This window comes from Streptomyces sp. NPDC086147, assembly GCF_040702165.1.
In the GTDB taxonomy this organism is placed as follows: domain Bacteria; phylum Actinomycetota; class Actinomycetes; order Streptomycetales; family Streptomycetaceae; genus Streptomyces.
Window position 1 is genome coordinate 12,818 of sequence record NZ_JBFBJO010000015.1, and the last position, 16,170, is coordinate 28,987.

The following is a 16,170-nucleotide window of genomic DNA, read 5'->3' on the forward strand; positions in this document are numbered from 1 at the left end:
ATGTCCCAGCCTCATGGCGTACAAACAGCACCCGCCCGGTTGCCCCACCCTTTCGTACCACCCATAGACTGAACGTCCAGCAGGTGGTTACACGCTCGAAAGGCGCTCTCGTGTCCATCGGCAACTCCCCCGAAGACGACCGGATCTTCCCGGCAGACGACCGGGAACCGATCGGTCGTGTCCTCCAGCAGGCCCGTATCGCCGCCGGTCTCACCGTCGAAGAGGTCAGTGCCTCCACCCGTGTCCGGATCCCGATCGTGCAGGCGATCGAGGAGGACGACTACTCGCGCTGTGGCGGCGACGTCTACGCCCGCGGCCACATCCGTACCCTCGCGCGCGCCGTCGGCCTCGACCCGGCTCCGCTGATCGAGCAGTTCGACGCCGACCACGGCGGCCGTCCCGCCCCCACCCCCGCCGCCCCGCTGTTCGAGGCGGAACGCATCCGCCCCGAGCCGCGCCGGCCCAACTGGACCGCCGCGATGGTCGCGGCCATCGTCGCCGTCGTCGGGTTCGTCGGCTTCACGATGTTCGACGAGAACGACGCCCCGAAGGGGACCACCGCGGCCGATGGCGGCCCGGCGCCCGCCCCGGAGCAGGCGACCTCCGCCGCCAAGCCGAAGCCGGTCAAGCCCGTCGCGCCCAAGCCCACCGAGAGCGCGATCGCCGCGGTTCCGCAGGACAAGGTCACGGTCAAGCTCTCCGCCACCGACGGCAAGAGCTGGATCTCGGCCAAGGCCCACGACGGCAAGATCCTCTTCGACGGGCTGCTCCTGGAGGGCGAGTCCAAGACCTTCCAGGACGCCGAGCGCGTCGACCTGGTCCTCGGCAACGCCGGTGCCGTCGAGCTCTACGTCAACGGCAAGAAGGTCGCCGACAAGTTCGAATCCGGCCAGGTCGAGCGGCTCACGTACACCAAGGGCGACCCCCAGGCCGGCTGAGCCGGTCCGGCCGCCGCCGTGATGTGACCTCCGTCGCGCGGGTGAACCCTGCGCGACGGGGGAACGGCCGGGACGAAGTAGTCTTGAGTCCATGCCCGAACGCCGTACCGTCGCCCTTGTCACTCTTGGCTGCGCCCGTAACGAGGTGGACTCGGAGGAGCTCGCAGGCCGCTTGGCAGCGGACGGCTGGGAGCTCGTCGAGAACGCCGAGCAAGCGGACGTCGCCGTCGTCAACACCTGCGGATTCGTCGAGGCCGCCAAGAAGGACTCCGTCGACGCCCTGCTCGAAGCCAATGACCTGAAGGACCACGGCCGGACCCAGGCCGTCGTCGCCGTCGGCTGCATGGCCGAGCGGTACGGCAAGGAGCTCGCCGAAGCCCTCCCGGAGGCCGACGGCGTCCTCGGCTTCGACGACTACGCCGACATCTCCAACCGCCTCCAGACCATCCTCAGCGGTGGCAGCGTCGAGGCCCACACCCCCCGCGACCGGCGCAAGCTGCTGCCGCTCTCGCCCGTGGAGCGCCAGGAGGCCGCGGCCGCCGTGGCCCTGCCGGGACACGGCGACGGAGCCGAGGCCCCCGCCGACGTCCCGGCCGACCTGCCCGAGGGCCTCGCGCCCGCCTCCGGTCCGCGCGCGCCGCTCCGCCGGCGCCTGGACGCCAGCCCCGTCGCCTCCGTCAAGCTCGCCTCCGGCTGCGACCGCCGCTGCACCTTCTGCGCCATCCCCTCCTTCCGCGGCTCCTTCGTCTCGCGCCGTCCCTCGGACGTGCTGAACGAGACGCGCTGGCTCGCCGAGCAGGGCGTGAAGGAGATCATGCTGGTCTCCGAGAACAACACCTCCTACGGCAAGGACCTCGGCGACATCCGCCTCCTGGAGGGCCTGCTGCCCGAGCTGGCGGCCGTGGACGGCATCGAGCGCGTCCGCGTCAGCTACCTCCAGCCCGCCGAGATGCGCCCCGGTCTGATCGACGTCCTCACCTCCACCGAGAAGGTCGTCCCGTACTTCGACCTCTCCTTCCAGCACAGCGCCCCGGACGTGCTGCGGTCCATGCGCCGCTTCGGCGACACCGACCGCTTCCTGGAGCTCCTGGAGACCATCCGCTCCAAGGCCCCCACGGCCGGCGCCCGCTCCAACTTCATCGTCGGCTTCCCCGGCGAGACCGAGGCGGACTTCGCCGAGCTGGAACGCTTCATCACCCACGCGCGCCTCGACGCCATCGGCGTCTTCGGCTACTCCGACGAGGACGGCACCGAGGCCGCCACGTACGAGCACAAGCTCGACCAGGAGGTCGTCGACAAGCGGCTCGCCCACCTCTCCCGGCTCGCCGAGGAGCTCACCGCGCAGCGCGCGGAGGAGCGGATCGGAGAGACCCTGGAGGTACTCGTCGAGACCCTGGACGAGGAGGACGGCTGGATCGGCCGCGCCGCCCACCAGGCCCCCGAGACCGACGGACAGGTGGTCCTCGTCACCGCCGACGGAACGGACCCCGACCTGGCCCCGGGCCGTATGGTCAGGGCGAAGGTCGTCGGGACGGAGGGCGTCGACCTGGTGGCCGAGTGTCTTTTCGAGGAGGCGGGCAGATGACCGGAGTCCCGGCATCCGCGACGGGCGGGACCGGTAGGCCGACGCCCCGCGGCAAGCTGGGGGCGGCGGCCGTCGACCAGGCCAGCCTGTGGAACATCGCGAACATTCTCACCATGATCCGGCTGGTGCTCGTGCCGGCCTTCGTGGTGCTGCTGCTCCAGGACGGCGGGCACGATCCCGCGTGGCGGGCCTGGGCCTGGGCGGCGTTCGCGGTGGCCATGATCACGGACGTCTTCGACGGGCACCTCGCCCGTACGTACAACCTGGTCACCGACTTCGGGAAGATCGCCGACCCGATCGCGGACAAGGCGATCATGGCGGCCGGCCTGGTCTCCCTGTCCGCGCTCGGGGACCTCCCCTGGTGGGTGACCGCGGTCATCCTGGCCCGGGAGCTGGGGATCACCCTGATGCGGTTCTGGGTCATCCGGCACGGGGTCATCCCCGCCAGCCGGGGCGGCAAGATGAAGACCCTGGCCCAGGGCACGGCCGTGGGCATGTACGTGCTGATGCTCACCGGGCCGCTGGCCACCCTCCGCTTCTGGGTGATGACGGTGGCCGTCGTGCTGACGGTCCTCACCGGCCTCGACTACGTGCGCCAGGCCGTCGTACTGCGGCGCCGGGGCCTCGCCGCCGAGCGGGCCGCCGCCGAGCGCTCGGCGGCGGCGGCACGATGACCGAGGCCGCCGGGGTGCTCGCGCTGCTCGCCGAGCGGGGCCAGACACTGGCCGTCGCGGAGTCGCTCACGGGCGGCCTGGTGGCCGCCGAGCTCACCGGCGTCCCCGGCGCGTCCGCCTCCTTCCGGGGGTCCGTCACCGCCTACGCCACCGCCCTCAAGCACGAGCTCCTCGGCGTCGACGCGGCCCTGCTCGCGGAGCGCGGAGCGGTCGATCCCGAGGTCGCGTCGCAGATGGCGGCCGGGGTACGGGCCCGGCTCGGCGCCGACTGGGGCATCGCGACGACCGGGGTCGCGGGCCCGGAACCGCAGGACGGGCAGCCGGTCGGAACGGTCTACGTGGCGGTCGCGGGCCCGGCAGGGGAGACGGCCCGGACGGGGGCTCCAGGATTTCCGGAGGGGGCTTCGGCAGGATCCTCGGAGGAGTCTTCGGCGAGGTCCGCGGGGGAGTCTTCGGGAGGGTCTGCGGAGGGGGCTTCGGCGAGGTCCGCGGAAGTGCTTCCGGTGGGGAAAGTGGTCCCGTTGAGGTTGAACGGCGATCGTGGGGAAATCCGTAGGGAGAGCGTACGGATCGTGCTCGAACTGCTCCGCGAGGAACTCTCGGGAAACGCGCGGGCACAGGATACGGAACAGAACGGGGGGAATGGATGTTTGCAGCCCTGAGTGAACACGACATCGCTCCCCGCACGGCCGCGGCGCGAGGCGGTACGGTGGGGCGTGAAGGATGCGGCTACGCGGTCCGAGGAGGGAGCCACCGATGATCCTGCTCCGTCGCCTGCTGGGTGACGTGCTGCGTCGGCAGCGCCAGCGCCAGGGCCGTACTCTGCGCGAAGTCTCCTCGTCCGCCCGAGTCTCGCTCGGCTATCTCTCCGAGGTGGAGCGGGGGCAGAAGGAGGCTTCCTCCGAGCTGCTCTCCGCGATCTGCGACGCGTTGGACGTACGGATGTCCGAGCTCATGCGCGAAGTGAGTGACGAGCTGTCGCTGGCCGAACTGGCCGAGTCGACAGCAGCGAGCGAACAGGTGCCGGCACCGGTTCGTCCGATGCTCAATTCGGTGTCGGTGACGTCGGTGGCGGGTGTGTCCACCGAGCGGGTGACCATCAAGGCGCCCGCGGAGGCGGTCGACGTCGTCGCCGCCTGACCGAAACGAGGGCGAAGCCCCGGTCCGTGTCCCGTGAGGGACGCCGACCGGGGCTTCGTCCTTTCCGGCATTTCTTTGGGCGGGTTTGTTTGAGATGCCGGGTTCTGGTGAGGCGTGCCATGGTGGGGAAACGTTCGACTGGTTGGAGATTCCGCATGTCTGTCGTGAAGAGCACGCTGTCCGAGACCGACCTCAAGACCGTCGGCGACGCGCTCCAGGGCGCCCTCGTCGACCTGGTGGACCTCTCCCTGGTGGCCAAGCAGGTGCACTGGAACGTCGTCGGACCGCGCTTCCGTTCCGTCCACCTCCAGCTCGACGAGGTGGTCACCACCGCCCGGACGCACTCCGACACCGTGGCCGAGCGCGCCTCCGCCCTGGGCGTCAACCCGGACGGGCGAGCGGCGACCGTCGCGTCTTCGAGCGCGATCTCGACCGTGCCGGAGGGCTGGATCAAGGACGAGGAAGCGGTAAGGATCCTCGTCGCCGCCCTCGGTGCCGTCACCACCCGGATGCGGGAGCGGATCGACGCGACCGGCGACCCCGACCCGGTCACCCAGGACATCCTGATCTCCCTGACGGGCGAGCTCGAGAAGCACGCGTGGATGTTCCAGGCCGAGAGCGTCTGAGGCGGGCTGGGGCGTGCTGATACGTGCGGCGCGCGCCGGGGCGGGCCCCGGTGCGCCCTCCCGCAGGGTGATCCTGCCGGTCTAGCGTCGACCGCAGGAGGCGGCCATGGTACGGCGACGGTTTCCGCCGGCAACGCTCGCGCTGGTCGCGGTCGGGCTGGTGGCCGGGGGGCTCTGGTGGTGGGCCGTGCTGCGCCTGCTGCTCGTCCCGGGCGAGACCGGGCCGGTCGAGGGAGTGATGGCGGCGGGCGGCTGGGGCCTGAGCCTGCTGCCCGTGCACGTGGCCGCCTGGTCGGGACGGCCGGGCGCGCTCGTCCGGCGGATCGGCAGGGCGCCGTGGCGCCGGCGGTGGGGCGCCGGCTCCGGTCCGGCGTGACGGAGCGGTGGAACGACGTGGGACCGCAGTTGTGACGTGCGGTCGCGATTGCCACGTGGGGTCGCGGTTGTCATGTGAGGCCGCGGTTGTGATGTGTGGTCGCGGTTGTGGGGCTGTGGCCGATGGGTGATCAGCGGGTGATCAGATCGACGGGCTCGTACCGGCTTCCTGCCGGTGCGGGCCCCGCTGGCATTCCGGGCACCAGTACGTGACCCGCTCCCCGAGTTCCGCCTTGCGGATCCGGGCGCCGCAGCGCAGACAGGGGCGGCCCGCGCGGCCGTAGACGTGGAGCGGGGTGCCGGGGCGGCGCACGGTGGTGACCCGTTGATCCGGGTGGTCCTTGTTGAGGTCGAGCAGACGATGGGCGGTCGCCACCAGACGGGCGGGGATGCTGGGCTCCAGCTCTCCCACGGGGAGCCAGGGGGTGACGGTGGCGAGGAACGCCAGCTCCGACTTGTAGATGTTGCCGATACCGGCCAGGTTGCGCTGGTCGAGGAGGGCCTCCCCGAGCGTCCTCGCCGGATCGGCCGTCAGCCTGCGCACGGCCTCCTCCGGATCCCAGTCGGGGCCGAGCAGGTCCGGCCCGAGGTGGCCCACGACCTGCGACTCCTCGTCGGTGCGGAGGAGCTCCACGATCGGGAGCCGGTAGCCGTACGCGGTGGACTCCGCGTTCCCCAGGACGGCCCGGATCTGGTACTCGGGCCCGCCGCGGGGTCGCTCCCCGGTGGCGTACACCCGCCAGGCGCCGTCCATCCGCAGATGGGAGTGGAGGGTGAGCCCGCCCTCGATCCGGGTGAGCAGGTGCTTGCCGCGCGGGGTGACGTCGAGGAGCGTGCGGCCGGTGAGGTCGGCGGTGGCGAACCGGGGCACCCGCAGGTCCGAACGGGTGAGCACCCGCCCGGCGAGCGCGGCGTGCAGACGGCGGGCCACCTGCCAGACGGTGTCTCCTTCGGGCACGGTCCTCCTCGGTTCACGGTCTTTCGGGCGCGCTGCCAGGGGCGGTGGGCGCCGGGCGGCCGGTTTTCTTTCTGCTTTCTTCCGGCTTCCTTTCGTGCTTCTTCCCGGACGGGCGTCGGCTATGGCCCGTCCGGTGGATCGGGGTCGGACAGGTCCTAGGCGCGCAGGCGCAGGCCTCTGGGGGTGGCCAGGAAACCCGCCGCCTCCAGGGGGCGGGCCAGCGGGGAGGTCAGGGCCGGGACGCCGTTGAGCCGCTCCACCGTGACCGTGCCCAGGGCGCCCGCGCGGGCGGACGCGGCCAGGGCCTCGGCCGCCGCCGTCAGGGCCGGGTCGTCCGGGTCGGCGGGCCAGGACAGGAGCGTCTTGCCGCCGCGCTCCATGTAGAGCGTCAGCTCGCCGTCGACCAGGACCACCATCGCGCCCGCCTTGCGCCCCGGCTTGTGCCCGGCGCCGTTCGGCGGCTCGGGCCAGGACAGGGCGGCTCCGTACGCGTTCGCCGGGTCGGCCGCCGCCAGGACGAGGGCGCGCGGACCGGACGCCGCCTCGACGCCCCGGTCGCGCGCGGTCGCCGCGGCCCGCAGCCGGTCCACCGCGCCGTCCATCGCGAACTGGGCCGCGCCGAGACCCTCCACGACGTAGCCCCGGCGGGCCTGGCCGCTGTCCTCGAAGGCGGCCAGGATCCGGTACACGGCGGAGAAACCGCCCTCCACGCCCTCGGCGGCCACCGCACCCCGGGTGACCACGCCGTGCCGGTCGAGCAGGGTGCGGGCCAGGGCGTGCGCCCGGTGCGTCGGCTCCGGTTCGAGCGGCGGCAGCAGCGACCAGCGGCCGGAGACCGTGGGCGGGCCCGTGCGGGACACCGGCCGGGCGGACGCGGTCAGGGTGCCGTACCGGCCGCGGGGGACCGTGCGGCGCGCGCGGTGCGCGGTGGAGCCGGCCGTGCGGCCGGAGCCGAGCAGCGCCCGCAGCGGGGCGAGGGTGTCGTTGGTGAGCCGGCCCGACCAGGCCAGGTCCCAGAGGGCGTCGGCGAGCTGCGGGTCGGTGGCGTCCGGGTGGGTGGTCGCCCGGACCTGGTCGGCGATCTGGCGGAAGAACAGGCCGTACCCGCCGGAGAGGACGGCGAGCACCGACTCGTGCAGCGCGGACAGCTCCAGCGGGTGCGGCGGGGGCAGGAGCAGCGGGGCCGCGTCCGCGAGGTGGAGCGAGACCCAGCCGTCCTTGCCGGGCAGCGAGCCCGCGCCCGCCCACAGCACCTCGCCGGTGGTCGTCAGCTCGTCCAGCATCGCCGGGGAGTAGTCCCGGACCCGGGACGGCAGGACCAGCTTCTCCAGGGCGGAGGCCGGGACGGGCGCGCCCTGGAGCTGCTCGACGGCCCGAGCCAGGCCGTCGATGCCGCGCAGGCTGTTGCTCCCCAGGTGCTGCCACTGCGGCAGGAAGGTGGCGAGGGCCGCCGGGGGCACCGGCTCCAGCTCGTGGCGCAGGGCCGCGAGGGAGCGCCGCCGCAGCCGGCGCAGGACGGTGGCGTCGCACCACTCCTGGCCGATGCCGGAGGGGTGGAACTCGCCCTGGACGACCCGGCCGGACGCCGCGAGCCGCTGGAGGGCGCCGTCGGTGACGGCCGTGCCCAGGCCGAAGCGCTCACCGGCCCGGGAGGAGGTGAACGGGCCGTGCGTGCGCGCGTACCGGGAGAGGAGGTCGCCCAGCGGGTCCTTGACCGGCTCGGTGAAGGCCTCGGGGACGCCGACCGGCAGGGCCGTGCCCAGGGCGTCCCTGAGCCGGCCCGCGTCCTCGATCGCCGCCCAGTGCCCCCGGCCCCCGATCCGCACCCGGATCGCACGCCGTGCCGCCTCCAGCTCGCCCGCCCAGCCGGCCTCGGCACCGCGCTCGGTCAGCTCGGCGTCGGTGAGCGGACCCAGGACCCGCAACAGGTCGGCGACGCCCTCCACGTCCTTGATCCGCCGGTCCTCCGTCAGCCACTGGAGCTCCCGCTCCAGCTCCGTCAGGACGTCGGCGTCGAGCAGCTCGCGCAGCTCCGCCTGGCCGAGCAGCTCCGCGAGCAGCCGGGAGTCCAGGGAGAGCGCGGCGGCCCGCCGCTCCGCGAGCGGCGAGTCGCCCTCGTACAGGAACTGCGCCACGTAGCCGAAGAGCAGCGAGCGGGCGAAGGGGGACGGCTCGGGGGTGGTGACCTCGACGAGGCGGACCCGGCGGGCCTCGATGTCGCCCATCAGCTCCGTCAGACCGGGCAGGTCGAAGACGTCCTGGAGGCACTCGCGGACGGCCTCCAGGACGATGGGGAACGAGCCGAACTCGCTCGCCACCTGGAGGAGCTGGGCCGCGCGCTGCCGCTGCTGCCACAGCGGGGTGCGCTTGCCCGGGTTCCGCTTCGGGAGCAGCAGGGCGCGGGCGGCGCACTCGCGGAAGCGGGAGGCGAACAGCGCGGAGCCGCCCACCTGGTCGGTGACGATCTGCCCGATCTCGCCCTTGTCGAAGAGGGCGTCGGCCGCGCCGACGGGTGCCTTGTCCGCGTCGTACGCGGTGTCCGCGTGACGGTCCGGGTCGACCGGCTCGTGGTCGAGGAGGTCCAGGCCCATGTCCAGGCCCATCAGGTCGGCGTCCGGCAGGCGCAGCACGATGCCGTCGTCCGCGTGCATCACCTGCGCGTCCATGCCGTACCGCTCGGCGAGCCGGGCGCCGAGCGCCAGTGCCCACGGGGCGTGCACCTGCGCCCCGAACGGGGAGTGGATGACGACCCGCCAGTCCCCGAGCTCGTCCCGGAAGCGCTCGACCAGGATCGTCCGGTCGTCCGGCACGTGGCCGCAGGCCTCGCGCTGCTCCCCGAGGTACGCGAGGACGTTCTCGGCGGCCCACGCGTCGAGCCCGGCGGCGAGCAGCCGCAGCCGCGCGTCCTCCGCCTTGAGGGCGCCGACCTCGCGGAGGAACGCGCCCACCGCCCGGCCCAGTTCGAGCGGGCGGCCCAGCTGGTCGCCCTTCCAGAACGGCAGTCGGCCCGGCGCGCCGGGCGCGGGGGTGACGAGGACCCGGTCCCGGGTGATGTCCTCGATCCGCCACGAGGTGGTGCCGAGCGTGAACACGTCGCCCACCCGCGACTCGTACACCATCTCCTCGTCGAGCTCCCCGACCCGGCCCCCGCCCTTCTTGGGGTCCGAGCCCGCCAGGAACACGCCGAACAGGCCCCGGTCGGGGATCGTGCCGCCCGAGGTGACGGCGAGCCGCTGCGCGCCCGGCCGGCCCGTGACCGTCCCGGCCACCCGGTCCCAGACCACGCGCGGGCGCAGCTCGGCGAAGGCGTCCGAGGGATACCGGCCCGCCAGCATGTCGAGGACGCCCGTGAACGCCGACTCGGGCAGCGAGGCGAACGGCGCCGCCCGGCGCACCACCGCGAGCAGGTCGTCCACCTGCCAGGTGTCGAGCGCGACCATCGCGACCAGCTGCTGCGCGAGCACGTCCAGCGGGTTGGCGGGGATCCGCAGGGACTCGATGGCCCCCGACCGCATCCGCTCGGTGACCACGGCCGCCTGCACCAGGTCGCCCCGGTACTTGGGGAAGACCACGCCCGTCGACACCGCGCCGACCTGGTGGCCCGCGCGGCCCACCCGCTGGAGCCCGGAGGCCACCGAGGGCGGCGACTCGACCTGCACGACCAGGTCCACCGCGCCCATGTCGATGCCCAGCTCCAGGCTGGAGGTGGCCACCACGGCGGGCAGCCGGCCCGCCTTCAGGTCCTCCTCGACCTGGGCGCGCTGCTCCTTCGACACCGAGCCGTGGTGGGCCCGGGCGAGCAGCGGCGGGGCGCCGTGCGCCGCCCCCGACTGGGCCATGATCTCGGCCGGGGGAGCGCCCTCGGGCAGGGGCTCGCCGGTCGCCCGCTCGTACGCGATCTCGTTGAGCCGGTTGCACAGGCGCTCGGCCAGGCGCCGGGAGTTGGCGAAGACGATCGTGGAGCGGTGGGACTGCACGAGGTCGGCGATCCGCTCCTCGACGTGCGGCCAGATCGACGGCCTGTCGCCGCCCTCCTTGCCCTCGGAGGCCGGGGAGCCGCCCAGCTCGCCCATGTCCTCGACGGGGACGACGACGGAGAGGTCGAACTCCTTGCCCGACGGCGGCTGCACGATCTCCACGGCGCGCTTTGGCGACAGATAGCGGGCCACCTCGTCGACCGGCCGGACCGTGGCGGAGAGGCCGATCCGGCGCGCGGGCCTCGGCAGCAGCTCGTCGAGCCGCTCCAGGGAGAGCGCCAGGTGCGCGCCCCGCTTCGTGCCCGCGACCGCGTGGACCTCGTCCAGGATGACCGTCTCCACGCCCGTGAGGGCCTCGCGGGCGGCGGAGGTCAGCATCAGGAACAGCGACTCGGGGGTGGTGATCAGGATGTCCGGCGGCTTCGTCGCGAGCGTCCGGCGCTCGGCGGCCGGGGTGTCGCCGGAGCGGATCCCGACCCGGATGTCCGGCTCGGGCTGCCCGAGCCGCACCGACTCCTGGCGGATGCCGGTCAGCGGGGAGCGCAGGTTCCGCTCGACGTCCACCGCGAGCGCCTTCAGCGGGGACACGTACAGCACGCGGCAGCGCTTCCCCGGCTCGGCGGGCGGGGGCGAGGAGGCCAGCCGGTCCAGGGAGGCGAGGAAGGCCGCCAGCGTCTTGCCCGAACCGGTCGGGGCGACGACCAGCACGTCGGAGCCCGCCCCGATGGCGCTCCAGGCGCCCTCCTGCGCCGCCGTGGGCGCGGTGAAGGCCCCGGTGAACCAACCACGGGTCGCGGGGGAGAACGAGTCGAGCGCGGACCTGACCATGCCCCCCATCGTGCACCCGGCCACTGACAACCGCCGGGACCTGTGGAAAACCGCCCGGACAGCGCGGCGGCCCGTCACCCTCCGGTGTGCGCGGACCGCGGCGGCGGGCCCGTGCGCCCCTGGCGCAGAATGGAGGCATGGCGAGCGGGGAACGGGCACGGTACTGGCAGTACCCCGAGCTGCCCGGGGTCGACCTGCTGCACGCCCACTACGTCCGCAAGGCCTTCGCCCGCCACACCCACGAGACCTTCGTCTTCGCCGCGATCACCGAGGGCGTCGAGGCCTTCCACCACCACGACGAACTGGTGCACGCCGGGCCCGGGCAGATCGCCCTGGTCAACCCCGACACCCCGCACACCGGGCACGCGGGCGTGCCCGAGGGCTGGACCTACCGCACGATCTACCCCGACGCGGAGATCGTCCGGTCGATCGCCGCCGACACCCTCGCCCTGCGCGGCTCGGTCGGCTTCAGCTCGCCCGTCATCGACGACCCGTACGCCGCACGGCTCGTCGTCGGCGTCCACCGGGCCGCCGAGGAGGGCAACGCGCTCGCCGCCGACAGTCTGCTCCGGCTCGTCACGGCCCGGATGCTGCGCAGTCACGGAGGCCTGATCACCCCGCTCCCGCCCCGCTCGGCGGGCGCCCGGAACGCGGCACGCGCGCGTGAGGTCCTGGAGGGCCGGATGACCGAGCCGCCGACCCTGGAGCGCCTCGCCGCCGAGCTGGACACCAGCCCCTTCGCCCTGCTCCGGGCCTTCCGCGACACGTACGGGATGCCGCCGCACACCTGGCTCACCGACGCGCGCGTACGCCGGGCCCGGCGGCTGCTCGACACCGGCGTCTCTCCGGCGGAGGCGGCCGCCGCCGTCGGCTTCACCGACCAGTCGCACCTCAACCGGCACTTCACCCGCAGCGTGGGGGTGCCGCCGGGCGCCTACCAACGCGCGCGTGGAGGAGGGAAAGCGGTGGGGACGGGCGGGGCCCGGGGGCTTCGCGGGGCCGGTTGATTCGGTTGCCCTGGCCGATCTGGTTGATCCGGCTGGCTCGGTCGGCTCGGTCGGCTCGGTCGGCTCGGTCGGTCCGGCTGGCCCGGTCGGCCCGGTTGGTCCGGTCGGTTCGGCGCAAGAACGTACAAGACCCGAGGGGCCCGGCAGCCGTAGCGTCCCCGACGTGGCAGAACAGACAGCACTCCCCGTGACACCCGACGACACCCCGGCCAAGCCCGACGCCGCCGTCGTCCGCGACGCCCTCGGCGTCGGCGTCGCCGTCGGGCTCTCCGGCTTCGCCTTCGGCGTGACCTCGGCGGGCTCCGGGCTCAGCCTCCTCCAGACCTGCGTCCTCAGCCTGCTCGTCTTCACCGGCGCCTCGCAGTTCGCCCTCGTCGGCGCGCTCGCCGCGGGCGGCAACCCCTTCACGGCCGCCGCCGGAGCGTTCTTCCTGGGCACCCGCAACGCCTTCTACGGACTGCGGCTCTCCCAGCTCCTCGCCCTGCCGAAGGCCGTCAGGCCCCTCGCCGCGCACTGGGTGATCGACGAGACCACGGCGGTCGCCCTCGCCCAGCCGTCCCGCCGGGCCGCCCGTATCGGCTTCACCGTCACCGGGATCACGCTGTACGTCCTGTGGAACGTCACCACGCTCCTCGGGGCGCTCGGCGCCGAGGCGATCGGGGACACCGCGGCCTGGGGGCTCGACGCGGCCGGACCCGCCGTCTTCCTGGCCCTGCTCGCCCCCATGCTCAAGTCCGCGACCGAGCGGGCCACCGCCGGTCTGGCCGTCCTGCTCGGCCTCGGTCTGCTGCCCGTGCTCCCCGCCGGAGTGCCCGTCCTCGCGGCCGCCCTCGCCGCGCCCGTGGTGCTCTGGGCACGGGGCCGGCGCGCCGCGTCCACGACCGACTCCACGACCCGACGAGAGAAGGACTCCCGATGAACGTCTGGATCGCGATCGCCCTCACCGTCGCCGGGTGCTACCTGGTCAAACTCGTCGGACTGCTCGTCCCCGCCGGAGCGCTGGAACGCCCGCTCGTCCAGCGGCTCGCGGCGCTGCTCCCCGTCGCCCTGCTGGCCGCGCTCACCGCGCAGCAGACGTTCAGCACGGGCGGCGACCTCGTCCTGGACGCCCGCGCCGCCGGACTCGCCGCGGCCGCCGTCGCGCTCGTCCTGCGGGCGCCGTTCCTGGTCGTCGTGGGCGCGGCCGTCGCCGTCACGGCGGGGGTGCGGGCCCTGGGCTGGTGAGACCGGCCCGGAGGCCGTACGCCCCGCCCCGCTCCGTCAGCCGACGGGGCGGCCGTGGGCGCGGAGGGTGCGCAGGGCCTCGACGGTGACGATCGGGCGCCACTCCAGGGCCGAGCCGGGGGCCCAGGCGCGCCAGCGGATCGGCCAGCCGCCGTCCTCCTCCTGGTCGGCCGCGAGCCGGTCGAGCGACCGGGCCGTCTCCTCCTCCGTGAACCAGCGCGCGGCCAGCGAGTCCGGCACGCGCGCGTAGTCGTGCGGGAAGTGGTGCTCCCCGGGCGCGTACCCCTCCGCCACCGGCCAGTCCTCCGCCCGGTCCGGGTCGAGGACGGCGAGCCCCTGCTCCCGGACGAGCCGGCCGAGGCGGTCGGCGGCCGCCTCCGCGCGCGGGCGGTCCGGGGCCCCGTCGAGGAAGGCGACGGCGGCCTGCACCTCGTACGGGTGGGACTTCTCCAGGGACTCCACGGCCGACCAGCAGAACTCGGTGGCCCGGAACAGCCACGCGTGCCACACCTGATTCCGGTGGAGCAGCCCGACCACCGGGCCGGTCGAGAGCAGCGCGCTCGGCGGGGAGTCGACGACCGGCACGAACGGCGCCGAGGGGTAGTCGCGCTGGGAGGGGTGGATCGCCGGGAGGGCCCCGTCGTGCGTGGACACCGCCGTGAGGTAGCGGCAGATCCGCTCGATCCGTGGTCCGCCGCAGCGGCCGACGGAGTCCAGGACCCGCAGAGCGTGCGCGGTGTGCAGCGGCTGGCTGACGGGTCCGCGCAGGTCCGGTTCGAGCGCGTGACCGTAACCGCCGTCCTCGTTGAGGTACGCCGTGAGCGCCGTCTCGACCTGATCCGCGCCGCCGCGCTGGAAGTGGTAGGCGAACCGGCGCTGTTCGAGGACGCGGGCCGTCAGCCAGACGAAGCGCTCGGCGCGGGCCAGGGGAGTCGGGGACGCGGAGGGGAGGGGGTTTTCGGCCATGCTCCGACCGTAGGGCGGAAAGCGGCGCTGACAAGACCCGCGGGGCGGGCTGCACTCTTCGGAGCGGGATACTGGAGTCATGCGGTTGACGATTTTCTGGGAACGGATGGCCGACCACTTCGGTGCGTCGTACGCCGAGTACTTCGCGAGCGATCATGTGATGGCGGAACTCGGAGGCCGGACCGTGCGGGAGGCGCTGGACGCCGGCTGGGAGGCTAAGGACGTGTGGCGCGCCGTCTGCGCCGCCGTCGGCGTGCCCGCCGACAAGCGCTGACCGGCCGCCGGACGATCACCGGACGGTCCGGCGGCCGGGCCGTCCGCGGACCCGGCGGACGGGGGCGCCGAGGGGGACGGGCGGGGGCCGGGGAGGAATGTCCGCGCGGTGCGCGAGACTGGCGGGGTGGCCCCGACTGACGACAGCGACGACACCGACAAGACCCGCGACACCGACAAGACCCCCGACGACGAGACCGGCGGCACCGACAGGACGCGCGGTACCGACGGGACCCGCGACACCGGCAGGGCTCGCGGCACCGACGAGACCCGCGGTCCCGACGGGATCACCGGTGAGCCCGGCGGTACGGGCCGTACAGACAGGACCGCCAGGACCGGGTCGACCGACGTGACGGTCTCCGCCGCTCCGGCCCCGACCGCCGGGGTGGGAGGGGGCGTCGCCGTGGACGTGCCTCCCGCCCCGGCGGCCGGGCCCCCGGACCCCACCGCGCGGATGCCGCGCTGGCTGCCCCGCGCGCTGGTCCTGGCCTTCGCCCTCTACTCCTGTTTCCTGCTGGGCAACTGGGCCTTCCACCAGCTCGTCGGCCTCCTCGTCAACATCCTCCTGGCCTTCTTCCTCGCCCTCGCCATCGAACCGGCGGTCGGGCGCATGGCGGCGCGCGGGATGCGCCGGGGCCTCGCCACCTTCCTGGTCTTCCTGGCCGTCCTCGTCTTCAGCGCCGGCTTCGTCGTCCTCCTGGGGTCGATGCTGGCCGGGCAGATCGTCGACATGGTCGAGAACTTCCCCAAGTACCTCGACTCGCTGATCAAATGGATCAACGACAGCTTCCACACGGACCTGTCGAGGGTCGAGGTCCAGGACAGCCTGCTCAAGTCCGACTGGCTGCAGCGGTACGTGCAGAACAGCGCGTCCGGCGTCCTCGACGTCTCCGCCACCGTCCTCGGCGGCCTGTTCCGGCTCCTCACGATCTTCCTGTTCTCGTTCTACTTCGCGGCCGACGGGCCCCGGCTGCGGCGCGCGCTCTGCTCCGTCCTGCCGCCCGCCCGGCAGGCCGAGGTGCTCCGGGCGTGGGAGATCGCGGTCGACAAGACCGGCGGCTATCTGTATTCGCGCGGTCTGATGGCCCTCATCTCGGGCGTCGCGCACTTCGTGCTCTTCGAGATCCTGGACGTGCCGTACGCCCCGGCGCTCGCCGTGTGGGTCGGCCTGGTCTCGCAGTTCATCCCGACCATCGGCACCTATCTGGCCGGTGCCCTGCCGATGCTGATCGCCTTCACCGTGAACCCCTGGTACGCGGTGTGGGTGCTCGGTTTCGTCGTGGTCTACCAGCAGTTCGAGAACTACATCCTCCAGCCGAAGCTCACCTCGAAGACCGTGGACATCCATCCGGCGGTGGCCTTCGGCTCGGTCATCGCGGGCACGGCGCTGCTCGGGGTCGTCGGCGCGCTGATCGCGATCCCGGCCGTCGCCACCCTGCAGGCCTTCCTCGGCGCGTACGTGAAGCGGTACGACGTGACGGACGACCCGCGCGTCCACGGCCACCGCAGGTACGGCGAGGCGGTGGTCGCCCGGTTGCAGAAGGCCCTGCACCACAAGAAGGAGTCCGCGCCGGAGGACTGATCCGCGCCGGGAACACG

General features: G+C 73.6%; 15 protein-coding genes. 12 read left to right on the forward strand and 3 right to left on the reverse strand.

What is annotated here, in order from left to right; translation table 11 throughout:
* Nucleotides 1–110: 110 nt before the first annotated feature.
* The 7 genes from AB0398_RS26155 (at nucleotide 111) to AB0398_RS26185 (ending at nucleotide 5,339) form a co-directional block, all read left to right on the forward strand.
* On the forward strand, nucleotides 111–938 hold the full coding sequence (locus AB0398_RS26155) for a RodZ domain-containing protein (RefSeq protein ID WP_366378066.1): 828 nt from the start codon (nucleotides 111–113) through the stop codon (nucleotides 936–938).
* Between the two features lie 91 nt (nucleotides 939–1,029).
* Nucleotides 1,030–2,523, forward strand: a complete 1,494-nt coding sequence (gene rimO, locus AB0398_RS26160) for a 30S ribosomal protein S12 methylthiotransferase RimO (protein ID WP_366378067.1) — start codon at nucleotides 1,030–1,032, stop codon at nucleotides 2,521–2,523.
* Complete coding sequence (pgsA, locus tag AB0398_RS26165) at nucleotides 2,520–3,197, forward strand: CDP-diacylglycerol--glycerol-3-phosphate 3-phosphatidyltransferase (RefSeq protein WP_366378068.1); 678 nt, start codon at nucleotides 2,520–2,522, stop codon at nucleotides 3,195–3,197. The genes rimO and pgsA overlap by 4 nt, the downstream gene beginning before the upstream one ends.
* Nucleotides 3,194–3,859, forward strand: a complete 666-nt coding sequence (locus AB0398_RS26170; protein ID WP_366378069.1) for a CinA family protein — start codon at nucleotides 3,194–3,196, stop codon at nucleotides 3,857–3,859. Before pgsA ends, AB0398_RS26170 begins: the two co-directional genes overlap by 4 nt.
* A gap of 94 nt (nucleotides 3,860–3,953) precedes the next feature.
* Complete coding sequence (locus tag AB0398_RS26175; RefSeq protein WP_366378070.1) at nucleotides 3,954–4,337, forward strand: helix-turn-helix transcriptional regulator; 384 nt, start codon at nucleotides 3,954–3,956, stop codon at nucleotides 4,335–4,337.
* Between the two features lie 155 nt (nucleotides 4,338–4,492).
* The gene (locus AB0398_RS26180; RefSeq protein ID WP_366378071.1) at nucleotides 4,493–4,963 is read left to right on the forward strand and encodes a DNA starvation/stationary phase protection protein; all 471 of its coding nucleotides are present in this window, start codon (nucleotides 4,493–4,495) and stop codon (nucleotides 4,961–4,963) included.
* A 106-nt stretch (nucleotides 4,964–5,069) separates the two neighbouring features.
* The gene (locus AB0398_RS26185; RefSeq protein ID WP_366378072.1) at nucleotides 5,070–5,339 is read left to right on the forward strand and encodes a hypothetical protein; all 270 of its coding nucleotides are present in this window, start codon (nucleotides 5,070–5,072) and stop codon (nucleotides 5,337–5,339) included.
* A 141-nt stretch (nucleotides 5,340–5,480) separates the two neighbouring features.
* Here AB0398_RS26185 and AB0398_RS26190 read toward each other — a convergent pair whose 3' ends face one another.
* The gene (locus tag AB0398_RS26190) at nucleotides 5,481–6,296 is read right to left on the reverse strand and encodes a DNA-formamidopyrimidine glycosylase family protein (RefSeq protein WP_366378073.1); all 816 of its coding nucleotides are present in this window, start codon (nucleotides 6,294–6,296) and stop codon (nucleotides 5,481–5,483) included.
* 155 nt (nucleotides 6,297–6,451) lie between these two features.
* On the reverse strand, nucleotides 6,452–11,101 hold the full coding sequence (locus tag AB0398_RS26195; RefSeq protein ID WP_366378074.1) for a DEAD/DEAH box helicase: 4,650 nt from the start codon (nucleotides 11,099–11,101) through the stop codon (nucleotides 6,452–6,454).
* Between the two features lie 137 nt (nucleotides 11,102–11,238).
* Between AB0398_RS26195 and AB0398_RS26200 the strand changes: the two genes are divergently transcribed.
* The 3 genes from AB0398_RS26200 to AB0398_RS26210 all read left to right on the forward strand — a co-directional run bounded on the left by AB0398_RS26200 (nucleotide 11,239) and on the right by AB0398_RS26210 (nucleotide 13,332).
* Entirely contained in the window at nucleotides 11,239–12,108 is an 870-nt protein-coding gene (locus AB0398_RS26200; protein WP_366378075.1) for an AraC family transcriptional regulator, read from the forward strand.
* A 163-nt stretch (nucleotides 12,109–12,271) separates the two neighbouring features.
* Nucleotides 12,272–13,027, forward strand: coding sequence for an AzlC family ABC transporter permease (locus AB0398_RS26205; RefSeq protein ID WP_366378076.1), 756 nt, complete (start codon nucleotides 12,272–12,274; stop codon nucleotides 13,025–13,027).
* The gene (locus tag AB0398_RS26210; protein WP_125658941.1) at nucleotides 13,024–13,332 is read left to right on the forward strand and encodes an AzlD domain-containing protein; all 309 of its coding nucleotides are present in this window, start codon (nucleotides 13,024–13,026) and stop codon (nucleotides 13,330–13,332) included. The genes AB0398_RS26205 and AB0398_RS26210 overlap by 4 nt, the downstream gene beginning before the upstream one ends.
* A 36-nt stretch (nucleotides 13,333–13,368) precedes the next feature.
* Here the strand turns inward: AB0398_RS26210 and AB0398_RS26215 are convergent, their stop codons facing one another.
* On the reverse strand, nucleotides 13,369–14,298 hold the full coding sequence (locus AB0398_RS26215; RefSeq protein WP_366378077.1) for a hypothetical protein: 930 nt from the start codon (nucleotides 14,296–14,298) through the stop codon (nucleotides 13,369–13,371).
* Nucleotides 14,299–14,377: 79 nt separating this feature from the next.
* Here AB0398_RS26215 and AB0398_RS26220 point away from each other — a divergent pair, with 79 nt between their 5' ends.
* Nucleotides 14,378–14,572: a DUF3046 domain-containing protein gene (locus AB0398_RS26220; RefSeq protein ID WP_366378078.1), complete on the forward strand. Its 195-nt coding sequence runs from the start codon at nucleotides 14,378–14,380 to the stop codon at nucleotides 14,570–14,572.
* A 402-nt stretch (nucleotides 14,573–14,974) separates the two neighbouring features.
* Complete coding sequence (locus AB0398_RS26225) at nucleotides 14,975–16,153, forward strand: AI-2E family transporter (RefSeq protein WP_366378156.1); 1,179 nt, start codon at nucleotides 14,975–14,977, stop codon at nucleotides 16,151–16,153.
* The last annotated feature ends 17 nt before the right edge of the window (nucleotides 16,154–16,170 follow it).

Coding starts and splice junctions, on each gene's coding strand:
- AB0398_RS26220 (WP_366378078.1), top strand. CDS start 14,378: ATGCGGTTGACGATTTTCTGGGAACGGATGGCCGACCACTTCGGTGCG.
- AB0398_RS26180 (WP_366378071.1), top strand. CDS start 4,493: ATGTCTGTCGTGAAGAGCACGCTGTCCGAGACCGACCTCAAGACCGTC.
- pgsA (WP_366378068.1), top strand. CDS start 2,520: ATGACCGGAGTCCCGGCATCCGCGACGGGCGGGACCGGTAGGCCGACG.
- AB0398_RS26195 (WP_366378074.1), bottom strand. CDS start 11,101: ATGGTCAGGTCCGCGCTCGACTCGTTCTCCCCCGCGACCCGTGGTTGG.
- rimO (WP_366378067.1), top strand. CDS start 1,030: ATGCCCGAACGCCGTACCGTCGCCCTTGTCACTCTTGGCTGCGCCCGT.
- AB0398_RS26175 (WP_366378070.1), top strand. CDS start 3,954: ATGATCCTGCTCCGTCGCCTGCTGGGTGACGTGCTGCGTCGGCAGCGC.
- AB0398_RS26200 (WP_366378075.1), top strand. CDS start 11,239: ATGGCGAGCGGGGAACGGGCACGGTACTGGCAGTACCCCGAGCTGCCC.
- AB0398_RS26170 (WP_366378069.1), top strand. CDS start 3,194: ATGACCGAGGCCGCCGGGGTGCTCGCGCTGCTCGCCGAGCGGGGCCAG.
- AB0398_RS26210 (WP_125658941.1), top strand. CDS start 13,024: ATGAACGTCTGGATCGCGATCGCCCTCACCGTCGCCGGGTGCTACCTG.
- AB0398_RS26185 (WP_366378072.1), top strand. CDS start 5,070: ATGGTACGGCGACGGTTTCCGCCGGCAACGCTCGCGCTGGTCGCGGTC.
- AB0398_RS26215 (WP_366378077.1), bottom strand. CDS start 14,298: ATGGCCGAAAACCCCCTCCCCTCCGCGTCCCCGACTCCCCTGGCCCGC.